Annotated in this window: 28 protein-coding genes; 11 read left to right on the forward strand and 17 right to left on the reverse strand. The window is 66.1% G+C overall.

Annotated features, from left to right (window positions below):
• Window positions 1-103: 103 nt before the first annotated feature.
• From manA to MTX34_RS00800, 4 genes are all read right to left on the reverse strand, one after another.
• On the reverse strand, window positions 104-1,333 hold the full coding sequence (gene manA, locus MTX34_RS00785) for a mannose-6-phosphate isomerase, class I (RefSeq protein WP_243608104.1): 1,230 nt from the start codon (window positions 1,331-1,333) through the stop codon (window positions 104-106).
• Window positions 1,333-2,475 carry a tobH protein gene (locus MTX34_RS00790; RefSeq protein WP_243608105.1) on the reverse strand — a complete coding sequence of 381 codons (1,143 nt, stop codon included), beginning with the start codon at window positions 2,473-2,475 and terminating at the stop codon, window positions 1,333-1,335. The genes manA and MTX34_RS00790 overlap by 1 nt, the downstream gene beginning before the upstream one ends.
• Before the next feature lie 70 nt (window positions 2,476-2,545).
• Window positions 2,546-3,928 carry a phosphomannomutase/phosphoglucomutase gene (locus MTX34_RS00795; protein ID WP_243608106.1) on the reverse strand — a complete coding sequence of 461 codons (1,383 nt, stop codon included), beginning with the start codon at window positions 3,926-3,928 and terminating at the stop codon, window positions 2,546-2,548.
• Window positions 3,929-4,123: 195 nt separating this feature from the next.
• Window positions 4,124-4,534 (reverse strand): DUF3499 domain-containing protein, encoded by a 411-nt coding sequence (locus MTX34_RS00800; RefSeq protein ID WP_243593551.1) that lies wholly within the window; start codon window positions 4,532-4,534, stop codon window positions 4,124-4,126.
• Window positions 4,535-4,606: 72 nt separating this feature from the next.
• Here MTX34_RS00800 and MTX34_RS00805 point away from each other — a divergent pair, with 72 nt between their 5' ends.
• Complete coding sequence (locus MTX34_RS00805) at window positions 4,607-5,086, forward strand: metallopeptidase family protein (protein ID WP_243608107.1); 480 nt, start codon at window positions 4,607-4,609, stop codon at window positions 5,084-5,086.
• Between the two features lie 41 nt (window positions 5,087-5,127).
• Here the strand turns inward: MTX34_RS00805 and MTX34_RS00810 are convergent, their stop codons facing one another.
• Window positions 5,128-5,361, reverse strand: coding sequence for a WhiB family transcriptional regulator (locus tag MTX34_RS00810; protein ID WP_027496498.1), 234 nt, complete (start codon window positions 5,359-5,361; stop codon window positions 5,128-5,130).
• A 744-nt stretch (window positions 5,362-6,105) separates the two neighbouring features.
• On the opposite strand from MTX34_RS00810, the gene cofD reads away from it, so the two are divergent.
• The 3 genes from cofD (at window position 6,106) to MTX34_RS00825 (ending at window position 9,021) form a co-directional block, all read left to right on the forward strand.
• On the forward strand, window positions 6,106-7,080 hold the full coding sequence (gene cofD / locus MTX34_RS00815; RefSeq protein ID WP_243608108.1) for a 2-phospho-L-lactate transferase: 975 nt from the start codon (window positions 6,106-6,108) through the stop codon (window positions 7,078-7,080).
• Complete coding sequence (locus MTX34_RS00820) at window positions 7,077-8,456, forward strand: coenzyme F420-0:L-glutamate ligase (protein WP_243608109.1); 1,380 nt, start codon at window positions 7,077-7,079, stop codon at window positions 8,454-8,456. The genes cofD and MTX34_RS00820 overlap by 4 nt, the downstream gene beginning before the upstream one ends.
• A gap of 106 nt (window positions 8,457-8,562) precedes the next feature.
• A complete protein-coding gene (locus MTX34_RS00825) occupies window positions 8,563-9,021 on the forward strand; it encodes an NUDIX hydrolase (protein WP_243593651.1) in 459 nt (152 codons plus the stop codon).
• Between the two features lie 27 nt (window positions 9,022-9,048).
• On the opposite strand, the gene MTX34_RS00830 is transcribed toward MTX34_RS00825, so the two are convergent.
• From MTX34_RS00830 to rfbD, 3 genes are read right to left on the reverse strand one after another with little or no spacing between them, the layout of a single operon-like run.
• Window positions 9,049-10,143, reverse strand: coding sequence for a sugar phosphate nucleotidyltransferase (locus MTX34_RS00830; protein WP_243608110.1), 1,095 nt, complete (start codon window positions 10,141-10,143; stop codon window positions 9,049-9,051).
• A complete protein-coding gene (locus MTX34_RS00835) occupies window positions 10,133-11,044 on the reverse strand; it encodes a glycosyltransferase family 2 protein (RefSeq protein ID WP_243608111.1) in 912 nt (303 codons plus the stop codon). Before MTX34_RS00835 ends, MTX34_RS00830 begins: the two co-directional genes overlap by 11 nt.
• A 34-nt stretch (window positions 11,045-11,078) precedes the next feature.
• On the reverse strand, window positions 11,079-11,933 hold the full coding sequence (gene rfbD, locus MTX34_RS00840) for a dTDP-4-dehydrorhamnose reductase (protein ID WP_243608112.1): 855 nt from the start codon (window positions 11,931-11,933) through the stop codon (window positions 11,079-11,081).
• Window positions 11,934-12,096: 163 nt separating this feature from the next.
• Here rfbD and MTX34_RS00845 point away from each other — a divergent pair, with 163 nt between their 5' ends.
• From MTX34_RS00845 to MTX34_RS00855, 3 genes are read left to right on the forward strand one after another with little or no spacing between them, the layout of a single operon-like run.
• Window positions 12,097-12,453, forward strand: a complete 357-nt coding sequence (locus MTX34_RS00845; protein ID WP_243608113.1) for a hypothetical protein — start codon at window positions 12,097-12,099, stop codon at window positions 12,451-12,453.
• Window positions 12,429-13,850, forward strand: a complete 1,422-nt coding sequence (locus tag MTX34_RS00850; RefSeq protein ID WP_243608114.1) for an LCP family protein — start codon at window positions 12,429-12,431, stop codon at window positions 13,848-13,850. The genes MTX34_RS00845 and MTX34_RS00850 overlap by 25 nt, the downstream gene beginning before the upstream one ends.
• A gap of 57 nt (window positions 13,851-13,907) precedes the next feature.
• On the forward strand, window positions 13,908-14,633 hold the full coding sequence (locus tag MTX34_RS00855; protein ID WP_243608115.1) for a TIGR03089 family protein: 726 nt from the start codon (window positions 13,908-13,910) through the stop codon (window positions 14,631-14,633).
• Here MTX34_RS00855 and MTX34_RS00860 read toward each other — a convergent pair.
• The 3 genes from MTX34_RS00860 to MTX34_RS00870 are packed head-to-tail and all read right to left on the reverse strand — an operon-like array spanning window position 14,621 to window position 16,768.
• Window positions 14,621-15,010 carry a hypothetical protein gene (locus tag MTX34_RS00860; RefSeq protein ID WP_243608116.1) on the reverse strand — a complete coding sequence of 130 codons (390 nt, stop codon included), beginning with the start codon at window positions 15,008-15,010 and terminating at the stop codon, window positions 14,621-14,623. The two genes, MTX34_RS00855 and MTX34_RS00860, sit on opposite strands and share 13 nt — an antisense overlap.
• The gene (gene purE, locus MTX34_RS00865) at window positions 15,007-15,522 is read right to left on the reverse strand and encodes a 5-(carboxyamino)imidazole ribonucleotide mutase (RefSeq protein WP_243593559.1); all 516 of its coding nucleotides are present in this window, start codon (window positions 15,520-15,522) and stop codon (window positions 15,007-15,009) included. The genes MTX34_RS00860 and purE overlap by 4 nt, the downstream gene beginning before the upstream one ends.
• Complete coding sequence (locus tag MTX34_RS00870; RefSeq protein WP_243608117.1) at window positions 15,515-16,768, reverse strand: 5-(carboxyamino)imidazole ribonucleotide synthase; 1,254 nt, start codon at window positions 16,766-16,768, stop codon at window positions 15,515-15,517. Before MTX34_RS00870 ends, purE begins: the two co-directional genes overlap by 8 nt.
• A 146-nt stretch (window positions 16,769-16,914) precedes the next feature.
• Here MTX34_RS00870 and MTX34_RS00875 point away from each other — a divergent pair, with 146 nt between their 5' ends.
• Window positions 16,915-17,475 carry a GtrA family protein gene (locus tag MTX34_RS00875; RefSeq protein WP_243593561.1) on the forward strand — a complete coding sequence of 187 codons (561 nt, stop codon included), beginning with the start codon at window positions 16,915-16,917 and terminating at the stop codon, window positions 17,473-17,475.
• Window positions 17,476-17,481: 6 nt separating this feature from the next.
• Here MTX34_RS00875 and MTX34_RS00880 read toward each other — a convergent pair whose 3' ends face one another.
• Genes MTX34_RS00880 through MTX34_RS00895 form a run of 4 tightly spaced genes read right to left on the reverse strand, consistent with a single transcriptional unit; the run spans window position 17,482 to window position 21,012 of the window.
• Complete coding sequence (locus MTX34_RS00880) at window positions 17,482-18,801, reverse strand: HAMP domain-containing sensor histidine kinase (RefSeq protein WP_243608118.1); 1,320 nt, start codon at window positions 18,799-18,801, stop codon at window positions 17,482-17,484.
• A gap of 6 nt (window positions 18,802-18,807) precedes the next feature.
• Entirely contained in the window at window positions 18,808-19,488 is a 681-nt protein-coding gene (locus MTX34_RS00885) for a response regulator transcription factor (RefSeq protein WP_243593563.1), read from the reverse strand.
• Window positions 19,489-19,527: 39 nt separating this feature from the next.
• Window positions 19,528-20,127 (reverse strand): PH domain-containing protein, encoded by a 600-nt coding sequence (locus MTX34_RS00890; protein ID WP_243608119.1) that lies wholly within the window; start codon window positions 20,125-20,127, stop codon window positions 19,528-19,530.
• Between the two features lie 48 nt (window positions 20,128-20,175).
• Window positions 20,176-21,012 (reverse strand): biotin--[acetyl-CoA-carboxylase] ligase, encoded by an 837-nt coding sequence (locus MTX34_RS00895; protein ID WP_243608120.1) that lies wholly within the window; start codon window positions 21,010-21,012, stop codon window positions 20,176-20,178.
• Between the two features lie 95 nt (window positions 21,013-21,107).
• Here MTX34_RS00895 and MTX34_RS00900 point away from each other — a divergent pair, with 95 nt between their 5' ends.
• Genes MTX34_RS00900 through MTX34_RS00910 form a run of 3 tightly spaced genes read left to right on the forward strand, consistent with a single transcriptional unit; the run spans window position 21,108 to window position 23,694 of the window.
• Complete coding sequence (locus tag MTX34_RS00900; protein ID WP_243608121.1) at window positions 21,108-22,748, forward strand: acyl-CoA carboxylase subunit beta; 1,641 nt, start codon at window positions 21,108-21,110, stop codon at window positions 22,746-22,748.
• Window positions 22,745-23,029, forward strand: a complete 285-nt coding sequence (locus MTX34_RS00905) for an acyl-CoA carboxylase epsilon subunit (RefSeq protein ID WP_243608122.1) — start codon at window positions 22,745-22,747, stop codon at window positions 23,027-23,029. The genes MTX34_RS00900 and MTX34_RS00905 overlap by 4 nt, the downstream gene beginning before the upstream one ends.
• Window positions 23,030-23,031: 2 nt before the next feature.
• Window positions 23,032-23,694 (forward strand): nucleoside triphosphate pyrophosphatase, encoded by a 663-nt coding sequence (locus tag MTX34_RS00910; protein WP_243608445.1) that lies wholly within the window; start codon window positions 23,032-23,034, stop codon window positions 23,692-23,694.
• 47 nt (window positions 23,695-23,741) lie between these two features.
• On the opposite strand, the gene MTX34_RS00915 is transcribed toward MTX34_RS00910, so the two are convergent.
• Both MTX34_RS00915 and MTX34_RS00920 read right to left on the reverse strand, forming a co-directional pair.
• The gene (locus tag MTX34_RS00915; RefSeq protein WP_243608123.1) at window positions 23,742-24,185 is read right to left on the reverse strand and encodes a flavodoxin domain-containing protein; all 444 of its coding nucleotides are present in this window, start codon (window positions 24,183-24,185) and stop codon (window positions 23,742-23,744) included.
• Between the two features lie 114 nt (window positions 24,186-24,299).
• Window positions 24,300-25,685 carry a hypothetical protein gene (locus MTX34_RS00920; RefSeq protein WP_243608124.1) on the reverse strand — a complete coding sequence of 462 codons (1,386 nt, stop codon included), beginning with the start codon at window positions 25,683-25,685 and terminating at the stop codon, window positions 24,300-24,302.
• Between the last annotated feature and the right edge of the window lie 106 nt (window positions 25,686-25,791).

Consider the following 25,791-nt stretch of genomic DNA (forward strand, 5'->3'; position numbering starts at 1 on the left):
CTTCGATTCACTGTGGCATCAGACTATTGCCTCCGGGCGGACCGTTCGCACCATTACGCAGTTCCAAACCGCAAGCGGCGCAACGATGCCCGAATTGCCCGATCTACACGCGTCCGACGGAGGCCACGAACACCTCGGCGTCGCCCGACTCGGCGGTCACGGTAACGGATTCGTCGGAGGCCGGTATCCACACCGAACTGCCCTGAGACACCGTCAGACCGGACCCGGTCCCGGCGGTTCCCGCCACGACCGTTCCGCTGGTGCACAGCAGAATTCTCGGACCGGATCCGGATAGATCGGCCGTCTCCCCCGCCGTCACCGCCGTCTTGCTCAGGGCGAATTCGGGTGCGGGCGTTGGGTACACGTACGTAGGCCGATCGTTCTCGCCCGGGGTGATGGGCGATATGTCGGCGGGCTCGAAGTCCAGTACCCGCAACAACTCCGGGACGTCGACGTGCTTGGGAGTCAGTCCGCCGCGGAGCACGTTGTCGGAGTTCGCCATGACTTCCACGCCCGTGCCGCGCAGATACGCGTGCAAGTTTCCGGCGTCGAGGTACAGACCCTGGCCTGGTGTGAGCGTCACCCGATTGAGCAGTAGCGCCGCAAGCACTCCGGCGTCACCGGGATACGACTCCCCGAGCTCGAGCAAGGTTCTCGCCTCGGCTGCGAATCGTCCACCGTCCGTACGCGCAGGACCGGACAGGTAGTCGATGCATCCCTGTGCGACGGCAGGCAAGATATCGTCCAACGCCTGGCCGGGCAGCGTGATCCACGAAGTGAACACCGTGCGCAGCCCGGAAGCGTCGGGCTGGGCGGCGAGCAGAGTGCGGTACCCGGCCAGCGCAGGAACGGCCAACGCGTCGAGCAATTCGACGGTGTCGGTGGGTCGCCGGAACCCCGCCAGTGCCTCGAACTCGGTGAGAGCGACGATCAACTCGGGCTTGTGATTCGGATCCCGGTAGTTGCGTACCGGAGAATCTATGGGGACGCCGGCGGAGTTCTCGCGCGCGAAGCCCTCACGCGCCTGGGCGCTGCTCGGATGCGCCTGCAACGACAGCGGTTCTTCTGCGGCCAGCAGTTTCAACAGGTACGGCAGCCGTGACTCGTAGTGCTGCGCAGAGCCGCCGAGCTGGGTGCTCGGATCGTCGTCGATCAGAGTGAGCAGAGGCGTACTACCGCCCTCGTGCACCACGTGCGCGGAATCGGCCGGGTGAGCACCGAGCCAGATTTCTGCCTCGGGATGATCGGACGGAACCGGGCGACCTTGTATTCGAGCCAGGGCGGTTCGTGAACCCCATGCGTACGACCGAACCGCGCCTCGCAAGAGTTGCACTAGCTACCGCCCATCAACAACAGATACGCGGCTGTGGTGTCCAACCGCGTCGCCAACACGGACATCGTATCGAGCACCGAGAGTGTAGCCGGATCCGCCGACGGAGCGGGGTTGTCGAATTCGGACCTCGGGCGCTCGCCGCCGAACAGCGGCTGGCTCGAATCGGCGAGCAGTACTTCGGATTCCGGCACACCGGCGATTCGTCGTTCGGTGATCGCACGATCGGCTTCGGACGCCACCACGATCACCCGCATCGGCAGCGCGGGCGGTGGGCCGTCGAGTTGCTCGTCGTGGAAGATCGAGTCGAATGTCGATGGCGCACCACCTGATTCGACGAGCGATGCCCGAACGGAAGCGGCGATGACATCGCCCAACTCCCCCGCACCGACGACCACGCCTGCCACCCGCAGGAGTACCTCGCTGCCGTGCCGAGCGACCTCGACTGCCGCGGGGCTGCCACCCGTCAGTACTGCGCGCCTACCGTTCAATCCACTGGCGAGGGCCTTGGCCGGATTGTGGAACACCTCATTGGACGGGCTGTTTCGCACGGCCTCAGCGTCGAGCAGATCCGCCAGACGAGACAAATTGGGCAGCAACGTCTTCCACGACCCACCGGACACCGCGCCGAGTACGGCAACGAATGCGGCGAGATAACGCATCAGCGCATTGTGGTCGCGAACCGCTATTCGCGGCGGCAACCACATCGCTCGGGGTCCCCGGGCGGCTCGCAGCGGCCCCTCTTCCGGCGCAACCACGACGACTTCCGCCCCGCGGCGCGATGCCGCATCCATCGACTCGGCCAGTCGCGGATCTCCGGCGTCGTCCCCGGCCACCACGACCACGTCGAGCGGGCCGATCCACGGCGGAGTGCCGGTGCTTCGTACCAGTGGCACCCCGAGTCGGTCGCCGAGAGCGGCGACGAGCAGCGACGCGGCCCGGCTGCTGCGGCCGTCGCCGGTCACGATCACCACGCTGCGGGGACGCAGATCCGTCAGTCGAGCGAGGACGGACTCGTCGACTGCGGTGGCGACGGCGCGCACCTGCGCGCCCGCCAGTGCGGCACTGCGCAACGAGCCGTCACGATCGGCTGCGATGAGGGCGTCGGAATCGTCGAGATCGACCAGAGACGACAGTGCTGTCATGGCTGCGACACCTCCCCTTCGTCACCCGCTCGAAACCACTGCATACCCACTCACGAACTCTTGACAACCACTATTCCAGTCCGGCGCGAACGATGCTCAGAATCTCGGTCGAGATCGCATCGACGTCCGCACTCGTTCGCGCTTCCACGTTGAGCCGAAGCAGTGGTTCGGTGTTCGAGGCCCGCAGGTTGAACCAGGCACCGTCGGCGAGATCGACCGTGACCCCGTCGAGTCGGTCGATGCCGGTAGTCCGATCGGCGAACGCTTCCAGAACCGCATCGGTTCGCGCGGCTGCGTCGTCGACGGTCGAGTTGATCTCGCCCGATGCACTGTAGGTCTCGTAGGTGGCCATCATCTCCGACAGCGGGCGATCCTGAGCTCCGAGTGCAGCGAGCACGTGCAGCGCGGCGAGCATGCCCGAGTCTGCACCCCAGAAGTCACGGAAGTAGTAGTGGGCAGAGTGCTCACCGCCGAATATCGCGCCGGTGTCGGCCATCTGCTGTTTGATGAAGGAGTGCCCCACTCGGGTGCGAACCGGTGTACCACCGAGCTCGGTGACCAGTTCCGGCACCGCACGCGAGGTGATCAGATTGTGAATGACCACCGCACCCGGCTCTTTGGCCAATTCACGCTCGGCCACCAGGCAGGTCACCGCGGACGGCGAGACCGGGTCTCCCTTCTCGTCGACGACGAAGCACCGATCCGCGTCGCCGTCGAAGGCGAGTCCGATGTCGGCACCGGTCTCGACGACGAAACGCTGCAGATCCACCAGATTCGCCGGATCGAGCGGATTGGCCTCGTGATTCGGGAAAGTGCCGTCGAGCTCGAAGAAGAGCGGCTCGATCGTGACCGGTAGTGGTCCGAAGACCGCAGGCACCGTATGTCCGCCCATTCCGTTTCCGGCGTCGACGGCGATCTTCATCGATCCGATTCCCGACAGATCGACCAGATCTCGAACGAACTGCGCGTATTCGTCGAGCACGTCTCGGGATGTCACTGTTCCGGACGGCCCGTCGAACTCCGGCACCCCGTCCACCAACTCGGCCTTGACCGTGGCCAAGCCGGTGTCCTGTCCCACCGGCTTCGCTCCCGCGCGGCAGAGTTTGATCCCGTTGTACTTCGCCGGATTGTGGCTGGCGGTGAACATCGCTCCCGGGCATTCGAGCAGGCCGGAAGCAAAGTAGAGCTGATCGGTCGACGCCAGCCCGATGTGCACCACGTCGAGGCCCTGGGCGGTCACGCCGTCGGCGAAGGCCCGAGACAGCGCGGGCGAGGAATCACGCATGTCGTGGCCGATCACGACCGACCGTGCGGCCCCCGACTCGTCGCGAACCAACCGTGCGAAGGATGCGCCGACGTCGCGCACGAACGCCTCGTCGATCTGCTCGCCTACGACGCCACGGACGTCGTAGGCCTTGATGACGGCGTTGACGGACTCTGCGGTTCGGGCCACGAAAATTCTCCTGGTGATCGTTCTGACGACGCCGCACATCGGCGTCGAACATCGAGCGTCGGTAGCGGTGCGATCCACACCAAGTATCGGCAGACCGGCACTGTCCGTTTCGGTCCTGTTCTGCAAACCTTGCCAGACGGCAGACCGACCGGCCAGTCGGACCGCTGCACACCACAACCGTGGCGCGCGGACGGCTCAGGACGTGGGGTCGGGAAGCACTCGAAGGTGCCCGCGCCTGCCCGTTCGGACGGCCGGAGCGGATCGGCGTTCGGTGTCGGACGCCCGCGAGATCGAGCGGTCGGAGCCCTCACGGTCCTCGGATCGGACGCGATCGCCGCGGCCCGCCTCACGCACGGCCTCGGCGAGGGCCGTCAGATCGTCCTCGTCGGGGCTCGACGTCGAGTAGCCACCCTCGTACCGCACCAGTTCCCAGCCCTTGGGCGCGGTCGTGGTCGACGCATGCACCTCGCACAGATCCCAGGAATGCGGTTCGTCGACGGTGGCCAGCGGCCCGACGACCGCAGTGGAATCGGAGTAGACATATGTGAGCGTCGCAACGGCAGAACGGTTGCAACCAGGCCTGCAGCAGCCACGCAGTGATCTCACGAGTGCAGAGTATCCGGTGGGTGCAACCGACCGACCCACCGACACACCGGGCGAGCGCGATAACCTCCCCCTATGCCTCGATACTCGACCCCGCGCAGGATCACCTCCCGGTCCGTTGCTCGGCACGGACGCGGCATCCGCGGCCCGGTTCTGCCCGAGGACATCCCGGCGAGGCGCTCCAGGGCCGAGAAGTTCGATCGACTGGTGCTCGACGCGTTCGCGCGGATCGATCACAAGTGGCACGAGAAGCTCTCGAAGCTGGACATCGCCGTGGACGAAGTTCCCAAGATCAGGGCCTTGGATCCGGAATCTGTGACGTGGCCACCCGAGGTGGTGGCGGAAGGCCCTGTGCCGCTCTCGCGGTTGGTGCCGGCAGGCATCGACAAGCGCGGGGAGACGACACGCGCCAGAGTGGTGCTCTTCCGCAGACCGTTGGAACGTCGCGCGAAGCATGCGGAGGATCTGGAAGACCTGTTGTTCGAGGTCTTGGTGGAGCAGGTGGCGACGTATCTCGGCGTCGACCCCGACGAGGTGGATCCTGCCGGAGAGTGATCGATCGGGCACCGCCCTCTATCGATCGGTTGCGGTGCCGCTCAGCCGATTCCGCGCTTGAGCCGACGACGTTCCCGCTCGGACAACCCGCCCCAGATACCGAATCGCTCATCGTTGGCGAGCGCGTATTCGAGGCACTCGTCCTTGACCTCGCAGCCGAGGCAGATGCGCTTCGCTTCGCGGGTGGAGCCGCCCTTTTCGGGGAAGAAGGCTTCGGGGTCGGTCTGCGCGCACAGTGCGCGCTCCTGCCACTGATCCTCGATTTCCTCGAACATCTCGTCGAAACCCGCGACGACACTGAGAAACGGCTTCGCCGGTGGAACCGACTCGGCGACGAACGGCATCAGGTCGGCGTCGGTATCCGACTCGAGCTCGCCATCGGATACGCCGGCGTCGAATACATCGGTGTCGGATGCATCGGTGTCGACAGCGGCCTCGACGGTTCGGGCAACGTACGCAGAGCCCGCGTCGATCGAGACGCTCGAATCTGCGCCGATGCGGGACTCGGTTTGCGGCGCGTCGTCGACAGCGCTGAGATGTGCAGTGGGTTCGCCCCGCTGATCACGTGTCACGTGCTGGTCATACATCGCTTCCGCCTCCTCACCTGTGGTAGCGCAGATACTTTCGATCCTCGCGTTCTCGAATACCTTGCCCCGCGCCGATATTCGATCGAGCAGCATGTCCGGACGATAACGTCGCGCCCGTCCGACTCTCGACCTCTACTCGACGTCCACTCAGGAACGAACAGGAAGGGAACGAGTGTTCGAAACCAGGTTCGCTGCAATCGAACTCGTGCGGCGAACACTGAATGACATACCTGTGATTAGACACGTCCAGGTGTGTCGCGGTCAAGCCGATCGTACAAATCCAATACCATCACATGCCCGAAATCGGCACTCTCCCCGAATCGAAGCCCGTCGCGTGCGTGTCGCAATGGTTCTCGCACCCGCACCGTCCGCGCGGACGGTGCGGGTGGGCGCTCGCCCAGCACCGCCGCAACCCCATTAGGGTCGTGTGTTGTGAAAGTTACTGTTCTGGTCGGTGGCGTCGGTGGAGCGCGGTTTCTGCAGGGCCTGAAATCCTTGTTCGGCGACGAGTCCGAGCACGAGATCACTGCCGTGGTGAACGTCGGCGACGACGTGTGGATGCACGGACTCCGTATCTGCCCGGATCTCGATACGTGCATGTACACCCTGGGCGGCGGCATCGACACCGATCGCGGGTGGGGTCGCATCGCGGAGACCTGGAACGCTCGGGACGAATTGGCTGCCTACGGTGCCGATCCCGACTGGTTCGGACTCGGCGACCGCGACATCGCCACGCACCTGATCCGCAGTCGCATGCTGCGCACCGGCTTTCCGCTGTCCGCCGTCACCGAAGCCCTGTGCAACCGGTGGCAACCCGGTGTCCGGCTCCTGCCCGTCACCGACGACCGCTCGGAGACTCACGTCGTCGTCACCGACCCCGAGGACCCGAGCGGTGAGCAGCAGCGCGCAATTCACTTCCAGGAGTGGTGGGTTCGATACCGAGCCCAGATTCCGACCCACAGTTTCGCCAACATCGGTGCCGAACAGGCAACTCCGGCACCGGGAGTCGTCGAGGCGATCGCCGAGGCCGACGCCGTCGTCCTCGCGCCGTCCAACCCGGTGGTGAGCGTCGGCGCGATCCTCGCAGTGCCGGGCATCCGCGGGGCGCTGCGCACGACGGCCGCCAAGGTGGTCGGCCTCTCCCCCGTCGTCGACGGTAAGCCGTTGCGCGGCATGGCCGACGAGTGCCTGTCCGTCATCGGAGTCGAGACGACGGCGCAGGCGGTCGGCCGCCACTACGGAAGCCGAAGCGGTACCGGCATTCTCGACGCCTGGTTGGTGCACACCACCGACACGGCAGAGGTCGAGGGAGTGGACGTGCAGTCCGTTCCGTTGCTGATGACCGACCCCGAGACCACCGCGGTGATGGCACGCACCGCTCTGCGTGCGGCCGGACTCGACCTGTGAGCGAGCCTCGCGACATCGAATCGATCCGGTCCGCACCCGGGGATCACGCTCCGGGCGGCTCGATCGAGATCCTGCCCGTCACCGGACTTCCCGAGTTCCGACCGGGCGACGATCTGGCCGCGATCGTCGCAGACCGTGCGCCGTGGCTACGCGACGGCGACATCTTGATCGTCACCAGCAAGATCGTCTCCAAGGTCGAGGGCCGCCTGGTGCAGGCACCTCGTGATGCGGACGAGCGAGACGCCGCCCGCAGGGTTCTCGTGGATCAGGAAGCCGTGCGCATCGTTGCGCGCAAGGGCCGAACCCTCATCACCGAGAATCGACTCGGCATCGTGCAGGCCGCGTCGGGAATCGACGGCTCCAACGTCGACGGTGGCGAACTGGCACTGCTGCCCGAGGACCCCGATGCCAGCGCCGCAGCTCTGCGCGCAGCTGTCGGAGAACTGCTGGGGGTGACGGTGGCCGTCGTCGTCACCGACACCATGGGACGTGCGTGGCGAATCGGTCAGACGGACGCCGCCATCGGGGCTGCGGGCCTCGGCGTCGTGCACGCGTATGCCGGAGCGGAGGACGGTCAGGGGAACGAGCTCGTCGTCACCGAGGTCGCGATCGCCGACGAACTCGCTGCCGCAGGCGATCTGGTGAAGGGCAAGCTGGGCGGGGTTCCGATCGCCGTCGTCCGCGGACTGAGCCCCGTCGCCGACGGTTCCACCGCGGCTACCCTGCTGCGCGGCGGTGAGGACGATCTGTTCTGGCTCGGCACCGCCGAGGCACTCGATCGCGGCCGACGAGAAGCTCTGCTGCGCCGACGATCGGTGCGCTCGTTCTCCGACGAACCCGTCGATCCCGAGTCCGTTCGCGCGGCCGTTGCCGATGCCCTCACCGCCCCGGCCCCGCACCACACTCGTCCGGTTCGGTTCGTGTGGGTCAGGACCCCCGCGGTGCGGCGTCGCCTGCTCGAGACGATGCGTGAGCAGTGGCGCGCCGACCTGACCGCCGACGGGCTCAGCGAGGAACGAATCGCGGCCAGACTGAGCCGCGGCGATATTCTCTTCGACGCCCCGGAGATCGTGATCCCGTTCTGTGTGCCCGACGGCGCACACTTCTACCCCGACGACAGGCGTCGCGCCGCGGAGGACACGATGTTCACGGTTGCCGTCGGTGCCGCCGTCCAGGGTCTGCTCGTCGCTCTCGCGGTGCGTGAGTTGGGTAGCTGCTGGATCGGCTCGACGATCTTCGCCGCAGACACCGTGCGCGCCGAACTGGGCCTACGAGCCGATTGGAAAGCCATGGGGGCCATCGCAATCGGACACTCCACCGAACCGCTGACCGTGCGGGATCCGGTGGTGCCCGGGTCCTCGCTGGTGGAGCTCTGACGTGTCGGCGTCGACGTCGCCTCGTTCGACTCTGTGGAATTCGGTCGGAGCATCGCTCGATCGATGGGCACCGTCCGATTCGAGCGACGAATCGCTCCGGCACACCATGCTGGCGTTTCTCGACAGCAACCCCGACGCCTGCCTGCGCGCCAACGAGGCCGGTCACTTCACCGCGTCCTCGTTGGTGCTCGACGCCTCGGGGACCCATGTGCTGCTGACGCTGCATCCGAAAGTGGGTCGGTGGATTCAACTCGGCGGCCACTGCGAACCGACCGACCGCACAGTGGTCGACGCGGCACTACGAGAGGCAACCGAGGAATCTGGGATTGCCGATCTGAGCATCGATTCGGCTCTGCTCTCGGCGCACACGCACCCGATCACGTGCTCGCTCGGTAAGCCGACGCGGCACCTCGACCTGAGGTTTCTGGTCCGGGCTCAGGATGGCGCGCGAGCAGTACGCAGCGAGGAATCGACCGACCTGCGCTGGTGGCCGGTCGATGCTCTGCCCGAGAACGCCGAGCGCGAGACGATCGACCACCTCGTCTCGCTCGCGGCGCTCCGCTGACCGATCGACCCGCTGGATTCCGTCCGGTCAGACGTCGGTGGAGAAGCGGACGCCACCGTCGGGCAACGTGACCCCGGGCCACACGCGCGCGCCGCGGAGCAACTCGCAGCGGGCCCCGATGTCGGCACCGTCGCCGATGACCGCATCGCGCACCAGTGCGCGGGGTCCGATACGGGCACCGAAGCCGAGAATGGACCGCTCGACGACGGCCCCTGCTTCGACGATCGCACCGTCGAACACGACGGCACCGTCGAGGCGGGCACCCGCCCCGATCTCGGCACCGCGTCCGACGACGGTTCCACCGATCAGCAAGGCACCAGGTGCCACACCGGCACCCGGATGGACCAACGATTCCCCGCGATCACCGTGCAGTGCAGGCGACGGCGCGATACCGCGAACCAGATCGGCCGAGCCCTTCACGAAGTCCTCCGGTGTTCCCATGTCGCGCCAGTACGCACTGTCGACGTGCCCGTAGACCTTCTTGTCCTCGGCCAGCAAGGCGGGGAACACTTCTCGCTCCACAGACACCGGTCGGTCGGACGGAATGGACTCGATGATCTCACGCTTGAACACGTAGCAACCGGCGTTGATCTGATCGGTCGGCGGATCCTGTGTCTTCTCGAGAAACGCTGTCACCCGGCCGGATTCGTCGGTGGGCACGCAACCGAACGCGCGCGGGTCACCCACGCGCACCAGATGCAACGTGACATCGGCATCGGTGGTGCGGTGGGTATCGAGAACCGCAGTCAGATCGGTGCCGCCCAGAACGTCGCCGTTGAACACCATGACATTGTCCGCACGCAGACGCGGCAGCACGTTTCTGATGCCACCGCCGGTGCCCATCGGTTCGGTCTCGAAGACGTACTCGAGATCGATACCGAGCGAGGATCCGTCGCCGAAATGCTGCTCGAACACTTCTGCTTTGAAGGAGGTACCGAGGACGACATGCTCGATACCCGCGGCCTTGATGCGCGCCAAGAGGTGCGTCAGAAACGGCAGTCCCGCCGTGGGAAGCATCGGCTTGGGTGCCGAGAGCGTGAGCGGCCTCAGTCGAGTTCCCTTGCCGCCGACCAAGATCACTGCATCCGTACCTGCAGCGACCGATGGGGAACTATCCGACATGTCCAGCCTCTGTTCTCTCGTCCGATTCTCGTCCGTCGACTGCGCGGGCCCGCAGCGCCGAAGCCACAACGATCTTCGAGCGAAGACCGAGACCCACACGCAAGGCCAATCGTAAGGGCGCCTGCCACGTTCGGGCGTGTCGATCGGCTTGGAATCGGTACGCACTCGTGTGATGTGCGGGCAACATCACTTCCGGATGCCGTCCTGCCGCATGACCTTTCGAATGGGTCACCTCGACGCCGGGCACGTAGACGTTGTGCCAGCCCGCTCGGCCGAGCCGGTCACCGAGGTCGACGTCCTCCATGTACATGAAGTAGCGCGAATCGAATCCGCCGATCGAGTCGAACGCCGACCGCCGCAACAGCAGGCAGGATCCCGACAGCCATCCCACGGGCCGCTCGGCCACCGTCTCGTTCTCCTGGCGATACCGCTGCGTCCAGGGGTTTCCGGGCCAGAGCTTGCCCAGCACCGCGTGGCCCGCACCGGACGTGAGATCGGGCACCGAGCGCGCCGACGGGTATCGGGAGCCGTCGGGCTCGCGGATCAGCGGTCCGAGAGCACCCGCGCGTGGCCACCGCGCCGCCGCGTCGAGCAGACCGTCGAGAGATCCGGGGTGCCACCGCACATCGGGGTTGGCCACGACGACGAACTCCACATCGGAATCGATCTCGGCCACCGCGCGGTTCACTGCTGCGCCGTAGCCGATGTTCGCGCCGGTGCGCAGCAACTTCGCCTCGTCGAACGCGAGTTCGGCGGCCTCGGGCGCACCGTCGACCGAGCCGTTGTCCGCCATGATCACCCGAAGCGGACGCGTCGTCGCCTCACGTAGAGACGTCAGGAACTGGTCAAGGTATTCGCCGGGTGAATAGGTCACCGTCACCACGGCCAGCTCGGAACTCACGCGGGCAAGACTAGCCCGAGGACGCGTCAAACCCTCATGTCGACTGCGCCAAGGCTGCGGCCAACGCCTCCGACCACGGCCGCGCCGGGGTCAGACCGGCATCGACCCATGCCGTCGGTGAGAGCACGGAGTAGGCGGGCCGAGGTGCCGGAACGACGTACTCGGCGCTCGAACACGGATTCACTCGGTCGGGATCGGCACCGATCCCGGTGAACACCGCACGGGCGAGATCGAACCAGCTGGCCTGCCCCGCGTTGGTGTAGTGCAGAGTCCGCGCGCGAAGGTCCGGGTCGGCTTCGATCTCGAGCAGGCCCGACGCGAGGTCGAGGGCGAAGGTGGGCGAACCGATCTGATCGTTCACCACCGAGACGGTCTCGCGCTCGCCCTCGAGTCGACGCATCGTGGTCACGAAATTCTTGCCGGTGTTGTCGTACACCCACGCGGTCCGTACGACCACGGCCTCGGGCAGCTCCTCGTGCACGGCGAGCTCACCCGCGAGCTTGGTGCGTCCGTACGCCGACTGCGGCGCGGTCCTGGAGTCGACCTCGTACGGTTCGGTTGCTGTGCCGTCGAACACATAATCGGTGGAGACGTGGATCAACCGGGCTCCGACACGCCCGCACGCGCGCGCGAGATTTCGAGGGCCGTCCGCGTTGACCGCCGATGCCCTGGCCTCGTCCGTCTCGGCGGCGTCGACGGCGGTGTACGCGGCGCAGTTGATCACCGTCGCCCCCGCGTTCACCGTGGCAGCGACGGCATCGGGGTCGGTGATGTCCAGGTCGGCGGACGAATAGGCGGACACCTCGACACCGTCACCTCGTTCGGCGGCGAGAGAAACCACTCGGCGGCCCAACTGGCCGTGTGCACCGGTCACGACGATCGCATTCACGGTTGCCAAGTGTGGCACGCCGTGTTCGCTTCGGCGAGGCAGCGACCGCCGACCAGTAACCTTCGAAAGGCGGGGGGACAACAACGAAGCAGGCGGGCGTTTCACGCCGGCCGGAAACCAGAGAGGGTCGTCACGGTGCCACGAGATCCAGGCACGCCAGGAGGTGAGCGCACTCCCCCGCCCAGGCGACGCGCTCCCCGGCGACCCGAGGGCCCCGACCCGCGAACCTCCGGTCGCCCGCGTGACCTCGCGGGACGAGCAGCCCATCGACACGGCGACGACGAACCGCGCGACGAACCGCGCGGGGACCGCCGCACCGGCGAACGCAGACAGGGCGAACGCAGACAGGGCAATCGCAGCGACGCCTCCGGCCGGTCTCGGCGGTCAGGGCAGCGCACGCCTCGCGGTCCCGTCGACGGTGCTCAATCGAACGATCGGTCGTCTCGCGGACGCAGCGGTGCGCGATGGCCTGCAACCCACGTCGCGGTCGCGGTATTGTCCATTCTCGTCCTACTGGTGACCGGTTTCGCGTGGCGCAGCGTCGACAGTCTGCGGTCCAACATCGCCACCGCGGGTGGCCTGGGCCTCGGCGGTGCCGCGGACGGTGCCGTCGACATCCTGATGGTGGGCACCGACAGCCGCACCGACGCCCACGGCAACGCGCTGTCCCCCGAGGAACTGGCATCCCTCAACGCTGGTGAAGAGGTGGCGTCCAACACCGACACGATCGTGCTGATTCGTGTCCCCAACGACGGGTCGTCGGCCACCGCCATCTCCATCCCACGCGATTCGTACGTCGAAGTACCCGGCATCGGGATGTCGAAGATCAATGCTGCCTACGGCGCGACCAAGGAGAACAAGCGGCTCGAACTGGTGGAGCAAGGTGTCCCAGACGCCGATGCGGAGGGCCAGGCCACCGAGGCCGGGCGCGAGGCCCTCATCGACTCGGTCGCCAACCTCACCGGTATCACCGTCGACCATTACGCCGAGGTGGGGCTACTCGGTTTCGTGCTACTGACCGATGCCGTCGGCGGCGTCGAGGTATGCCTGAACAACCCTGTTCAGGAGCCTCTTTCGGGTGCGAACTTCCCGGCGGGCGAGCAGAAGCTGTCCGGTTCGCAAGCCCTGAGTTTCGTGCGACAGCGGCACGACCTCCCCCGCGGCGATCTGGACCGCATCGTGCGCCAGCAGGTGTTCATGGCCTCGCTCGTGCGCAGTGTGCTCAGCGCCAAGACGCTGAGCAACCCCGGCAAACTGGGCCAGCTCAGCACCGCGGTCCAGCGATCGGTGACACTCGATTCCGACTGGGACATTCTGCAGTTCGCCACTCGCCTGCAGGATCTCGCCGGCGGAAAGGTCAAGTTCGAGACCGTCCCCGCAGTCGACATCAATGCAACGACCGACTACGGCGAGTCGATCGTGCAGGTGGATCCGGCGGCGGTGAAGAAATACGTCGCAGGGTTGCTCGGAGACGGCAATTCCGCCGAGACCAACGCCGAGAACGCCGACGCTCCGGAAGTCGATCCCTCGACAGTGACGGTGGACGTCGCGAACGACAGCGGGATCGACGGACTCGCCAACGGTGTCGCCGGTTCGCTGACGGCATTGGGATACGTCGGCGGCACCATCGGAAACTACGAGGGCGCGTCGATCTCCGCGAGCCGAATCCAGGCCGCAGATGTCGACAGCGATGCCGCGCGCGCCGTATCGGCAGCGCTCGGCGGACTGCAGATCACTGCCGACGACACCCTCGCAGACGACACTGTGCGGGTGGTACTCGCCGATGATTACGCAGGTCCGGGCTCGGGCCAGGCCTCGACGGCAGAAATCATCGCTCCCGAATCGGGTGCTGCGATTCCCGAGGCACCCGCGGCTCCGATCGACGCCGGTTCCACCGGCCCGATGTGCGTCAACTGATCGATGTCGCTCGCAGCGTGTGAATCTGTATCGGCGAGCGTCATCTAGGGTCGTGGGGTGGCTTCGAATCTGACTCAGACCCTGCTCGACCCGATTCTCGCCGCCGATCCGGCCGGTCCGCGCGTCACGTTCTACGACGATGCGACCGGCGAGCGGGTCGAGGTGTCGGCGGTGACCCTTGCGAACTGGGCGGCCAAGACCGCCAATCTGTTGCGCGACGAGTTCGCGTTCGAGGTGGGTGGCAGGGTGAGTGTGCTGCTACCCGCGCACTGGCAGACGGCTGCGGCGCTACTCGGGATCTGGTGGGCGGGCGGCGAGGTGATCCTCGGGGCCGACGACTCCGCCGACGTGGCGTTGGTCTCGGGCGATCGCCTCGACGAAGCCCCCGACGTCGACGAGGTGCTGGCCTTCTCGCTCGACGCGTTCGGCAAGGCCGTCCCCGATCTGCCCATCGGAATGACCGACTACGCGACGTCGGTGCGGGTGCACGGCGATCAATTCAGGGCCATGGATTCCGGGGGTGGAAGTGCGGCTCTGGACGGGCGCTCGGTGGACGAGGTACTCGCTGCCGCACGTGATCGGGCCGACGCCAGGTCGCTGACCGCATCGGACCGGGTGATGTCCAGCGCACACTGGACCACAGCCGACGAACTGACAGACGGGCTGCTCTCGGTGCTCGTCACCGGAGCGTCACTGGTTCAGGTGGCGAATCCGGACGAGACGAAGTCACAGCGGCGCGCCGAGACCGAGAAGGTCACCGCCACCATCGCTCAGCCGGGCTGACGATAGCCCCCGTCTGCCAGTCCGGCCTCTCTCTCGTATTTGTTGGCCGGGCCCCGATGTCGGGCTTCCTCGGCAAGGTAGCGGAACGGGAAGGTGAGCCCGAAACGGGCCCATTGGTCGGCGTGCACGGACTCGTGTCGCAACACGCGACGAGCGGTGTTGCCCTTCGTCAGATAGGCACCACCGAATGTCGTTCCCCCGCGGCCGAATCCGCCGCGCAGACCCGTGCACACGAAGATCTCGAACTCGTCGTCGAAGCTCGCCGTACCGCGCCACAGCCCGGCGTAGAGCAAGGCGAGCCGGGTCACGAACACGGCCTGCCGACTACCGCGACCTGCGCGCCTGAGCTGCTCGCTCCGTGACACGGTTCCGCTCACCCCAGCAGGGTGGTGCGCAGCGCTTTGTCCTTCTCCAGCACCATCGCCTCCAGTGAGGCCTGGAACTCCGACATCCGTTGTTGCAGAGCCGGATCGGACGCACCGAGGATCCGGACAGCGAGCAGACCTGCGTTCCGAGCGCCGCCGATGGAGACCGTGGCCACAGGAACACCTGCAGGCATCTGGACGATCGAGAGCAGTGAGTCCATACCGTCGAGGTACTTCAGCGGCACCGGAACACCGATGACCGGAAGCGGCGTCGCCGACGCCACCATGCCGGGCAGGTGGGCTGCTCCCCCGGCTCCGGCGATGATCACTCGGATGCCGCGGTCCGCGGCCTCGCGCGCGTAGTCGAGCATGCGCTGCGGAGTGCGGTGCGCCGACACGACGCCGACCTCGAATCGAATCCCGAACTCCGCCAACGCTTCGGCTGCGGCTTCCATCGTCGGCCAATCGGAGTCGCTGCCCATGATCAGGCCGACGGCAGGAGTGGAGTTGGAGGTGTCAGGCATCGTGGGGGTCCCATCCATCGGTCCATTCGGCGTGCGACATCCAGTGCGCTGCGCGTTCGGCTCGCTCGCGCACCGAGGCCACATAGTCGGGGTCGGCGAGCGAACCCGACTGCGAGCCCAGGATGTTGACGTGGCCGATCTTGCGATCCTTGCGCTCGCTCTTGCCGTACAGATGCACCTTCGCATCCGGCATGCGTGCGAACAGGTGATGCAGCCGCTCGTCCATCGTCATCTCGGGCGCATCCGCCGCGCCCAGAATGTTGGCCATCACCGTCACGGGAGCCAGTGGATCGGTGTCGCCGAGCGGGTAGTCCAGTACTGCGCGTAGGTGCTGTTCGAACTGCGAGGTGCGGCACCCGTCCATGGTCCAGTGACCGGAGTTGTGTGGCCGCATGGCCAGTTCGTTCACCAGAAGCTTGCCCGAGGTGGTCTCGAACAGTTCGACCGCAAGGTCTCCGACCACACCGAGCGCACTCGCGATGTCGAGGGCGAGCTTGCCCGCGAACGTGGCGACGTCCTCGTCGAGGTCAGGGGCCGGTGCCAGCACCACGGCGCACTGGCCGTTGCGCTGCACCGTCTGCACGACGGGCCAGGCCGCACCCTGCCCGAACGGTGACCGAGCAACCATGGCCGACAGCTCGCGGCGCATGGCGACCTTCTCCTCCACCATGAGCGGTACGCCCAGGTCGAGCTGTGCGGAGACGATCTCCTCGGCTTCCTCTGCGTCTGCGGGCATCCAGACCCCGCGGCCGTCGTAGCCGCCGCGGACGGCCTTGAGCACCACCGGCCACCCGTGCTCGTCACCGAAGGCGACCGCGTCCTGCGCCCACGAGACCTCCGCATAGGCGGGTCCGGGCGCGCCGAGCTCGGCGAGTTTGCGTCGCATGCGCAGTTTGTCCTGCGCGTAGATCAACGCACTCGGCGGCGGCTGCACGTTGACGCCCTCGGCCACGAGAGTCTCGAGGTGCTCGGTCGGCACATGCTCGTGATCGAAGGTCAGCGCGTTGGAACCGGTAGCGGCGGTGCGCAGAGCATCGAGGTCGTCGTGGTGACCGAAAACGACGTCGGGGCTGACCTGCGCTGCCGGCTCGTCGGCACCCGCGGCGAGCACGCGGAGAGTTTGTCCGAGCTCGATCGCGGACTGATGGGTCATGCGGGCGAGCTGACCACCGCCGATCATCGTCACCACGGGCATTCCGGTCGACGACGGGCGCGCGGCAGTGGGGCGCGGTTCGGTACCTGTCACGGCTCACCATGGTGTCATGTCGCGCGACATCGGTCCGAACCGGCAGCCGCACGCGAGACCGCGGAGTCGGTGCGGACCTGTGGAAACCCTGATGATCAGAGCGTCGGTTCGTCGGATCGAGGGGGTGTTTCGTAGACTTCAGCGTTGTGCCGACGATCGACAGCGTGCTTCATCGCTTACCCACGCCCATTCGTGACCTCGCGATTCGGCACAGTGAGCTGATCAAGTTCGCCATCGTGGGTGGTACGACAATGGTCTTCGACCTCGTCATCTTCTACTCGCTGAGTCTGACGGTGCTCGAACAGAAGCCGGTGATCGCCAAGATCATCTCCGGCGTTCTGGCCACCCTGCTGAGCTATTTCCTCAATCGCGAATGGGCGTTCAAGCACCGCGGCGGACGGGAACGGCACCACGAGGCGCTGCTGTTCTTCGCCATCAGCGGCATCGGCGTGCTCATCGCGGCCGGTCCGCTGTGGATTGCGAACAACATCTTCGACATTCGCGAGACCAGCGAATCGCTGACCACGCTGGTGGTCATCGACTTCGTCCTCAACTACATCATCGGCAATCTGCTGCAGATGGCGTTCCGATTCTGGGCTCTGCGACGGTTCGCGTTTCCCGAGGACAACGCGCGCACGATCCTCGAGGTCGACGCCGAACGCAACGAGGACCCCACCGACGCAGCGGACGCACTCGACAAACCCTGAACCGACTCAGCGCGGTTCGCTGCTTCGCACGGCAGGCGACGGTTCACGCCACGCAGGCACGAACACCGAGAACAGAGCGGGTCGGCGCCGCTGCAGTTCGAGCCTGCCGCCGTCCGCCTCGATCAAGGCCCGGGCCAGCGCGAGCCCGACACCGGTGGAGCCGGCACCGGAGAATCCGCGGTCGAAGATGTGCGGGGCGAGTTCGTTGCTCACCCCCGGGCCCTCGTCCGAAACCTCGACGCAGACCAGAGATTCGCGGCGTCGCTCGGTGCTCTCCTTCGCCGAGACCGCCCGGACGGCCACCGTGCAGGCTCCGTCGCCGTGCACCAGAGAGTTGTCGATCAGCACCGAGACGGCCTCGCGCAATCGCGATCCCGTCACCGACGCCTTCAGATCCTCGTCTCCCCTGATGACCAACGTCCGACCCACGTCCTCGAAGTTTCGCTGCCACTCGATGATGGTCCCGATCAGTTCCTCGACGACCGACACTTCGTGTGCCCCGGCCGCGCCGTCACTGCGAGAGGACCGTACGAGCTCGTCGATGGCCAGCGTCAGCCGATCGACCTGATCCATCGCCTCGTTGGCCTCGTCGACCACCGCCGGGTCCGGGTGCGTGGAGATTTCGTCCAGGCGCAGACGAACGGCCGTCAGGCGGCTGCGAAGTTGATGCGAGACGTCTGCGACCAACGTGTGTTCGCGCTGCAGCCGGCCGGCGATCTCCACGGTGGCCGAGTCGAGAACCTCCGAGACTCGATCGAGTTCGGCGATCCCGTGCCGTCGTGGGTCCGGCCGGAAGTCACCTTCGGCGAGTCGGGCAGCTCGACGTGCCACGTCCTGCAGCGGATCGGCCAAGCGCTTCGCCGTGACGACAGCGACAACCGTGCCCGCCATCGCGGACGCCAGAACGACGAGAGTCACCGCTCCGAGCGCCTGGCGTTGCAGTGAACGCATGTCGTCCGACGGCACTTCGAGTCGAAGCGAACCCGAGGTACCCATCGACAGGGACTCGACCAGCGGACGAGGCACGGACGCTTCGCCGATGTCTGCGCGCGAGGCGGCGTCCTCCGGGGTCGGGTAGATCACCACCAGGCGACCGCCCTGCGGGATCGCCAGCCGAAGTGAACCGATGTCGAGTTGGCCCTCGATCAGCCCCGCCGACCCTTCCTGCGAGATGATCTCCGCCGCCATCCGATCCAGGCGGGCCTGCAGGTCGTTGCGAGTGAAATCCTCCACCCACAGCCACGCGGTGTACATCAGGGGCAGACCGAGCAGCAAAGCCGTCATGACGACGACAGCGAGAATCGAGACCAGAATTCGACGGCGCATCGACCGCTAGTCGCTGTTGATGCGGAATCCGACGCCGCGAACCGTCGCGATACGGCGTTCGGCCACAGGTCCTTCGTCACCGATCTTGCGCCGCAGCCAGGACATGTGCATGTCGAGAGTCTTCGACCCCCGCAGCTCTGCGTCGCCCCAGACCTCGCGCAGGATCACTTCGCGAGAGACGACTTGGCCTGCGTGGTCGAGCAGGACCTTGAGCAGCTCGTATTCCTTGTTGGCGAGGGAGATCTCGGTGCCACCGACGAGGACGCGTCGAGCGGCGGGTTCGAGGCGAATGGCACCGACCTCGATCGGGGAATCATCGCCGGCACCCCGACGACGAAGGAGCGCACGTACGCGAGCCATGAGCTCGGCGAGCCGGAAGGGCTTGCCGACGTAGTCGTCGGCTCCGGCATCGAGGCCGACGACGAAGTCGACCTCGTCCGTTCGTGCGGTGAGCATGAGGACGGCCACCTCGGATCGGTTGGCGCGCACCTGCCGACACACTTCGAGACCGTCCATCCCCGGCAGGCCCAGGTCGAGGATCAGCAGATCGAATTTTCCGTCCAACGCGCGTTGGAGAGTGGCGGGACCGGTCTGTTCGACGGTCACCGTGTAGCCCTCGCGCCCGAGGGCGCGCGACAGGGGTGCAGCGATGGCTTCGTCGTCTTCGGCAAGTAGCACGTCGGTCACATCGGTCACCATACGGTTCGAAGGTGAGAACAGCCTGTGTTACCTGCGTTTGCCCGCGCGCCAACCGGGCTTGGACTCGGCGGCCGAATCCTCGGGCATGGACTCGAACGCCGTCTCCCGCCCGTGCACGGACTCGCGGCGGTATTCCATCGAGTCGAATACCTGCTGGTACAGCAAGGAATGGACTCGTTGCACCTGGGGAATGTCGTCGAACTCGAGTGGATCGTCCGATGCCGAGGCAATGATGAGGGTGCCGGTGCGCAACATTCGATCGACCAGCCCGTGTCGAAACTGCACGTTGCTGATCCGGCTCATCGGAATGTCGATACCGGAGTGCGTGAGCACACCCTGTCGAATCAACACCCGCCGATCGGTGACGATGAAATGGGTGCACTTCCAGCTGATCAGCGGCACCAGACAACGCCACCCGACGATCACCGCCCACAGCACAGCCGTGGCGATCATCGCCACGTTCGCAGCGGTCGATTCGAGCCGTGCACTCGCAGCGCCGAGGGCGACGCCCGCCACACCTGTGGCGATCACGAAGGTGATCGACGGCAGGATCAGCATCTTCCAGTGCGGGTGATGATGAAGCAGGAGCTCTTCCTCATCGGCCAACGCATCTTGGGGATAGCCCACCGTGCACTCCTGACTATTTGCTATAGCTTCCGTCGAGCTGAGATGGTCTCACGTGAGAGGTCGTAGATGGGTGACGTCGCCGGCGGCAACGGCCAACACCGACGGGTTCTCGGTCCCGGTGTGCTCCACCTCGATCACGATGCGCCCGTGCTCGTCGACATCGACCGCCGTTCCGACCTTTTCGTCGCCGCCGGGCAGGTCCACCCGCACGCGCTGCCCGATGGTGCCGCACCTCTCCCGGTACCGGTGAGCGAGCGCATCGGTGTTCCAGTTCGAGTCCCGCCACGAATCCACCTCGGCGGCCATCGCACGCAGAATTGCCCGGACCAACGTGTCGCGGTCGAGAACTGCAGCCCCTTCCAGCGCCAGTGACGTCGCCGTCGGCACAGGCAACTCATCGGCCGTCATCGACACGTTCACCCCGAGCCCGATGACGACAGTGGGCGACGGCCCGTGCGCGGCGACCTCGGCCAGGATGCCCGAGACCTTCTTGCCATCGATCAGTACGTCGTTGGGCCATTTCAGTCGAGCATCGACTTCACCGACGGTGCGCAACGCGTCGACCAGTGCGATTCCGGTCATGAGCGACACCCACCCGAGGACCGCGGGATCGATTCCGGGAAACTTCAACAGCATCGAGACCAGGATCTGCGACCGGGGCGCACCGGAAAACGGTCGCGCATGCCTGCCGCGTCCGCTGCCCTGATGCTCGGCGAGCAGGGCTGTTCGGTCTGCGTAGTTCGCAGCCCCCGCAATCAGGTCGGCATTGGTCGAACCGGTTTCGGCCACCACGTCCAACCGAGACCAGGATGCCTGCGGTCCATCCACCAGCGCCCGGCGAAGCGCGCGAACGTCCAGTGGTGGGCGATCGAGGTTTGTCCACATACCGACCAGCATATGGGCTCGGCGAGGCACGATCGGCTTCGGCGAACCACCCTCGGTCGGGGCCCAGATCACACTCGCCGTTAAAGTGGTGCCCCATGACCAGCGTCCAGGATTCCACTGCACACGGGTCGGCCGAAACCCCCGATATCCATACCACTGCGGGTAAGTTGGCCGATCTTCGTAAACGTCTCGCGGTTGCGGAGATTCCGTCGGGTGAGGCGGCGGTGGAGCGGGTCCATGCCAAGGGCAAGCTGACCGCGCGGGAGCGGATCACCGCCCTGCTGGACGAGGGCTCGTTCGTCGAACTCGACGCGTTGGCGCGGCACCGCTCACAAAATTTCGGGTTGGCCGACAACCGGCCGTTCGGTGACGGTGTCGTCACCGGCTACGGCACGGTCGATGGCCGCGATGTGTGCGTGTTCTCCCAGGACGCGACCGTCTTCGGTGGCAGCTTGGGGGAGATCTACGGCGAGAAGATCGTCAAGGTGATGGACCTGGCGATCAAGACCGGCCGGCCCCTGGTCGGGATCAACGAAGGTGCCGGAGCCCGCATCCAGGAAGGGGTGGTCTCCCTCGGGTTGTACGGGGAGATCTTCCACCGCAACGTCCGCGCGTCCGGGGTGATCCCGCAGATCTCGGTGATCATGGGACCCGCCGCAGGCGGACACGTCTACTCCCCGGCCCTGACCGACTTCGTGGTCATGGTCGACGGCACGAGCCAGATGTTCGTCACCGGCCCCGACGTCATCAAAACCGTCACCGGCGAGAACGTCACCATGGAAGAACTCGGTGGCGCACACACCCACATGGAGAAATCCGGGGTCGCGCACTACGTCGCCTCCGGCGAACAGGACGCCCTCGACTACGTCCGGGACCTGCTGTCCTACCTACCCTCGAACAATCGCGCCGACGCCCCCCGCACCGTGGCGTCGGACCCTGTTGTCGGGGCGATCGAGGACTCGCTGACCGCCGAGGACCTCGAACTCGACACCCTGATCCCCGATTCACCGAACACCCCGTACGACATGCACGAGGTGATCACCCGGATCCTCGACGACGACGAATTCCTCGAAGTCCAGGAAGGTCGAGCCCGCAACATCATCGTCGGGTTCGGGCGGATCGACGGCCGGTCGGTGGGGATCGTGGCCAATCAACCCACCCAGTTCGCAGGCACCCTCGATATCGATGCATCCGAGAAAGCAGCCCGCTTCGTCCGCACGTGCGACTGCTTCAACGTCCCGATCATCACCCTGGTCGACGTACCGGGCTTTCTGCCCGGCACGGGGCAGGAATTCAACGGCATCATCCGGCGTGGGGCGAAACTGTTGTACGCCTACGGGGAAGCGACCGTCGGGAAGATCACCGTCATCACCCGCAAAGCGTACGGCGGGGCATACGACGTGATGGGGTCCAAGCACATGGGAGCCGACGTGAATTTGGCGTGGCCGACCGCGCAGATCGCCGTCATGGGAGCCTCCGGTGCTGTCGGGTTCGTCTACCGCAAGAAACTGTTGGAGGCCGCGAAGAACGGTGAGGACGTCGACGCCCTCCGGTTGACACTGCAGCAGGAATACGAGGACACCCTCGTCAACCCCTACATCGCTGCCGAACGCGGCTACCTCGATGCCGTCATCCCGCCCAGTCACACCCGCGGCCAGATCGTCACCGCGCTACGACTGCTCGAACGCAAACAAGTCACCCTCCCACCCAAGAAACACGGAAACATCCCACTATGAGCGAAGCGAATCACGACGCAGTGAGCGCACAAGCGAATCATGACGCCGCGAGCGCCGACGCAGCGTCCGGAACACCCGTTGCCGTCAGCGTGGTGAAGGGCAATCCGAGTGACGAGGAACTTGCCGCTCTGGTGGCGGTTCTGACGGCGGCCCAGAACGGGTCGCAATCGACGGTCGATTCTCGTCCCCGCGAGCTGTGGGGTTCGCCGGAATCGTTGCATCGTGGCTTCGTGGCTCGATCGGCGTATTCGTATGCCGCGTCGGGTCGCCACCCACGGTGACGGTGGCACCCTCCGACGCTGCGCCGGGCCCCGTTCGTCTGGTCCTGGCGTCGGCGTCGCCGGCCCGCCTGTCGGTGCTCCGCGGTGCCGGTGTGGAGCCGATCGTCCGAGTGTCGGGTGTCGACGAGGATGCACTGAGCGCAGCGCTCGGTCCGTCTGCGTCTCCGGAAACGGTGGTCACCGAGCTGGCCCGAGCCAAGGCAGCGGCAGTGGCCGAGACGTTTTCGGATTCGGCCGACGATCTGGTGATAGTCGGCTGCGACTCGATGCTGTCCATCGGCGGCGAATTACACGGCAAGCCGCATTCGGTCGAGGTGGCGCGCGAAAGATGGCAGTCGATGGCGGGCAACAGTGGCGAATTGTTGACGGGCCACGCGGTGCTCCGAGTGACCGACGGTGTGGTCGTGGCGCAGGCTGCAGCGCACAGTTCGACCATCGTGCATTTCGCGACGCCGTCCTCGGTGGATCTCGAGGCCTACCTCACCTCCGGCGAGCCGCTGCTGGTGGCAGGTGCGTTCACGCTGGACGGCCTCGGCGGCTGGTTCGTCGACCGCATCGAGGGCGATCCGTCGTCGGTGATCGGAATAGGTCTGCCGCTGGTGCGGACGCTGCTCACCCGTGTCGGTACGTCCTTGGCTGCCCTCTGGGACCGAACACCGTCGTAATCGCCCCGGCTCCGCCGGAAGGTACCCGTCGCAGTCGGTCGTTACCGTCAGGGCAGTAGGTCGATCAACTCCCGAGCCCATTCCTCGGCCATGGACTTCGGCTTGACGTTCGACGAGCTGTCGTGCCGAGCGTGGGTACCGATCTGCTTGCCGCCGAGTTCGGTGAGCTTCTCCGCGAGGATCTCGCCGCCACGATTGAAGGTGTCCTCGTAGACCCGGTCCCCCAGACCGAACACCGCGAACTGCAGTCCGGCGAGATCCGGAGCGTCCTCGACGAGTGCATCGAAGAACGGCTCTGCACCGGTGGGGAGTTCGCCGTCTCCGTAGGTGGAGCAGACGACGACGTGGAAGTCGTCGGTGTCGATGTCGGACACCTCGTACTCGAGCATGTCGCGTACCTCGGCGTCATGATCGCTCAGCACGTCCGCAATCTTGTCGGCGACCTCCTCGGCCGTACCGGTCTCGGACCCGAACAACACGACCACTGCCATGGATCGCTCCCCTTTCTCACACCTGCTCGAACACTCGAACAGTCGGAAAGCATAGCCGCACCGGCGATCCGGTCGAAAATCCGTCCTCGCCTGCAGTTGTGACTTGTCTCGAGGTCACCAGAATTCGGGCGTCAGGCCCCAGCGTTCGAACTCCGCCTCGACGAGCCCACGCAGGTGCTCCTTGCTGGGAAACCTGTCCGGATCGAGCCCGGTGACGCAGAGTGTCGCGCGCTCCCCCGATTCGTTCCACCAGGCGCTGACGCCGCCGCCGGTGCGGCGCAGCAGGTCGACATCGGTGTTCTGCGTGATCGACCTCATCGCCACCGCGGTGGCGTCGACACCGCCGATGGTGCGCAGCGCGACGCCTCGTGCACCGAGATTCGAACACAGGCACAGCGGTGCCGATCCCGACGCGGCGAGCTTGGCGACGATCGCGTCCGGCAGCAACTGCATCAACGGTTTGAGAAGCTCGAACGTCGTCGTGACGGTGCGATCGGCCTGGGTTCTGAAGGCCTGCTTGCTCGATGCGCGGATAGCTCCGAGATCGTCGAGGTACGCCCCTCCGGCGTCGACGTGAATCGAGACACCGGAGGTCGCGTTGGCGCGCCGATCTCCCGTGGTCCTGGTACTGACCGGAAGGGCGACGCGAACCCTGTCCTCCGTTGTGATCCTGCCGCTTCCGGTCAGGATTCCGAGCACCACCGCGACCAGCAGACTGTTGGAGCTGCCGCCCTTGCTCGCTGCAGCGGCGGACCACTGCGAGGAAAGACAGTCGACAACGACGGTGCTCGGAACCCACGCCCCGTTCTCGGGTGCGACCAACACGCGCGGACGGTCCGGATCGGCGCTCGTGGAGTCCGGCGCGGCGTTGCTCCGGCCGGCCGACGCCGTGAACCGTGCCCTCGCCGTCTCCACCGCGGTGCGGCCGATCGCTCGTGCCGCACCCGAGAGCGACGCACCGATCCGGCCGAGACCATCGGACACATCGGCTCCCGTGAGCGTCATCGAGGACGCGGAGCTGTCATCGAGTCCGACGCGTACGAAGTCGTCGGGTACAGCGCGTCCGGCGAGCGCAGCCGCGGCGGCAGAGGTCAGTGCCCCACCGTCGCCGACCACGTGCGAGCCGACCAGCGACACGATCGTGCCGCCTCCGTCGACCGAGGTGGCCGACAAGCGCCACGCCGGTCCCCCGATCGGGTCCAACGTCACTGCGGCTTCGTCCTCGATCCACCTGTCGACCGCCGTGCGGTCGATCGACGATCCGATCGCCACGGGATCGGCCGATCGGCGCGCCGCCGTCCAACTGTCACGGGCTCCGGGCATCCGCGTCCGCCGAACGGATCGATCGATGGGACCTGCGGCGAGCATTCGCCACATCGATTCGAGTGCGTCGAGTGCGACGGCACCGTCGAACTTCCAGACGATCTGGTTCACCACCGGTACCCCGAGTACGCATTCCATGCGGAGGAACAGGTCGTCGTCGTACGTCAGTCTTTCCACCTCGAGAGACTATCGCTGCGCGAGTGCAGACGCAGGTGGGCCGCAAATGTGTTTCGCACCATATGTTTTCCGCACCGGGCTACTGCGAGCGAAGCTGATAGGTTGT

Origin of the sequence: Rhodococcus sp. ARC_M5, assembly GCF_022810405.1 — a bacterium.
GTDB lineage: Bacteria > Actinomycetota > Actinomycetes > Mycobacteriales > Mycobacteriaceae > Rhodococcoides > Rhodococcoides navarretei.

What these genes read in the sequence shown, in the direction of transcription:
- MTX34_RS00790 (WP_243608105.1), bottom strand. Translation starts at nt 2,475, where the DNA reads ATGACAGCACTGTCGTCTCTGGTCGATCTCGACGATTCCGACGCCCTC.
- MTX34_RS00805 (WP_243608107.1), top strand. Translation starts at nt 4,607, where the DNA reads ATGCCTCGATACTCGACCCCGCGCAGGATCACCTCCCGGTCCGTTGCT.
- MTX34_RS00810 (WP_027496498.1), bottom strand. Translation starts at nt 5,361, where the DNA reads ATGTTCGAGGAAATCGAGGATCAGTGGCAGGAGCGCGCACTGTGCGCG.
- MTX34_RS00825 (WP_243593651.1), top strand. Translation starts at nt 8,563, where the DNA reads ATGCTGGCGTTTCTCGACAGCAACCCCGACGCCTGCCTGCGCGCCAAC.
- MTX34_RS00830 (WP_243608110.1), bottom strand. Translation starts at nt 10,143, where the DNA reads ATGTCGGATAGTTCCCCATCGGTCGCTGCAGGTACGGATGCAGTGATC.
- purE (WP_243593559.1), bottom strand. Translation starts at nt 15,522, where the DNA reads ATGCCTGACACCTCCAACTCCACTCCTGCCGTCGGCCTGATCATGGGC.
- MTX34_RS00880 (WP_243608118.1), bottom strand. Translation starts at nt 18,801, where the DNA reads ATGCGCCGTCGAATTCTGGTCTCGATTCTCGCTGTCGTCGTCATGACG.
- MTX34_RS00895 (WP_243608120.1), bottom strand. Translation starts at nt 21,012, where the DNA reads ATGTGGACAAACCTCGATCGCCCACCACTGGACGTTCGCGCGCTTCGC.
- MTX34_RS00900 (WP_243608121.1), top strand. Translation starts at nt 21,108, where the DNA reads ATGACCAGCGTCCAGGATTCCACTGCACACGGGTCGGCCGAAACCCCC.
- MTX34_RS00905 (WP_243608122.1), top strand. Translation starts at nt 22,745, where the DNA reads ATGAGCGAAGCGAATCACGACGCAGTGAGCGCACAAGCGAATCATGAC.
- MTX34_RS00915 (WP_243608123.1), bottom strand. Translation starts at nt 24,185, where the DNA reads ATGGCAGTGGTCGTGTTGTTCGGGTCCGAGACCGGTACGGCCGAGGAG.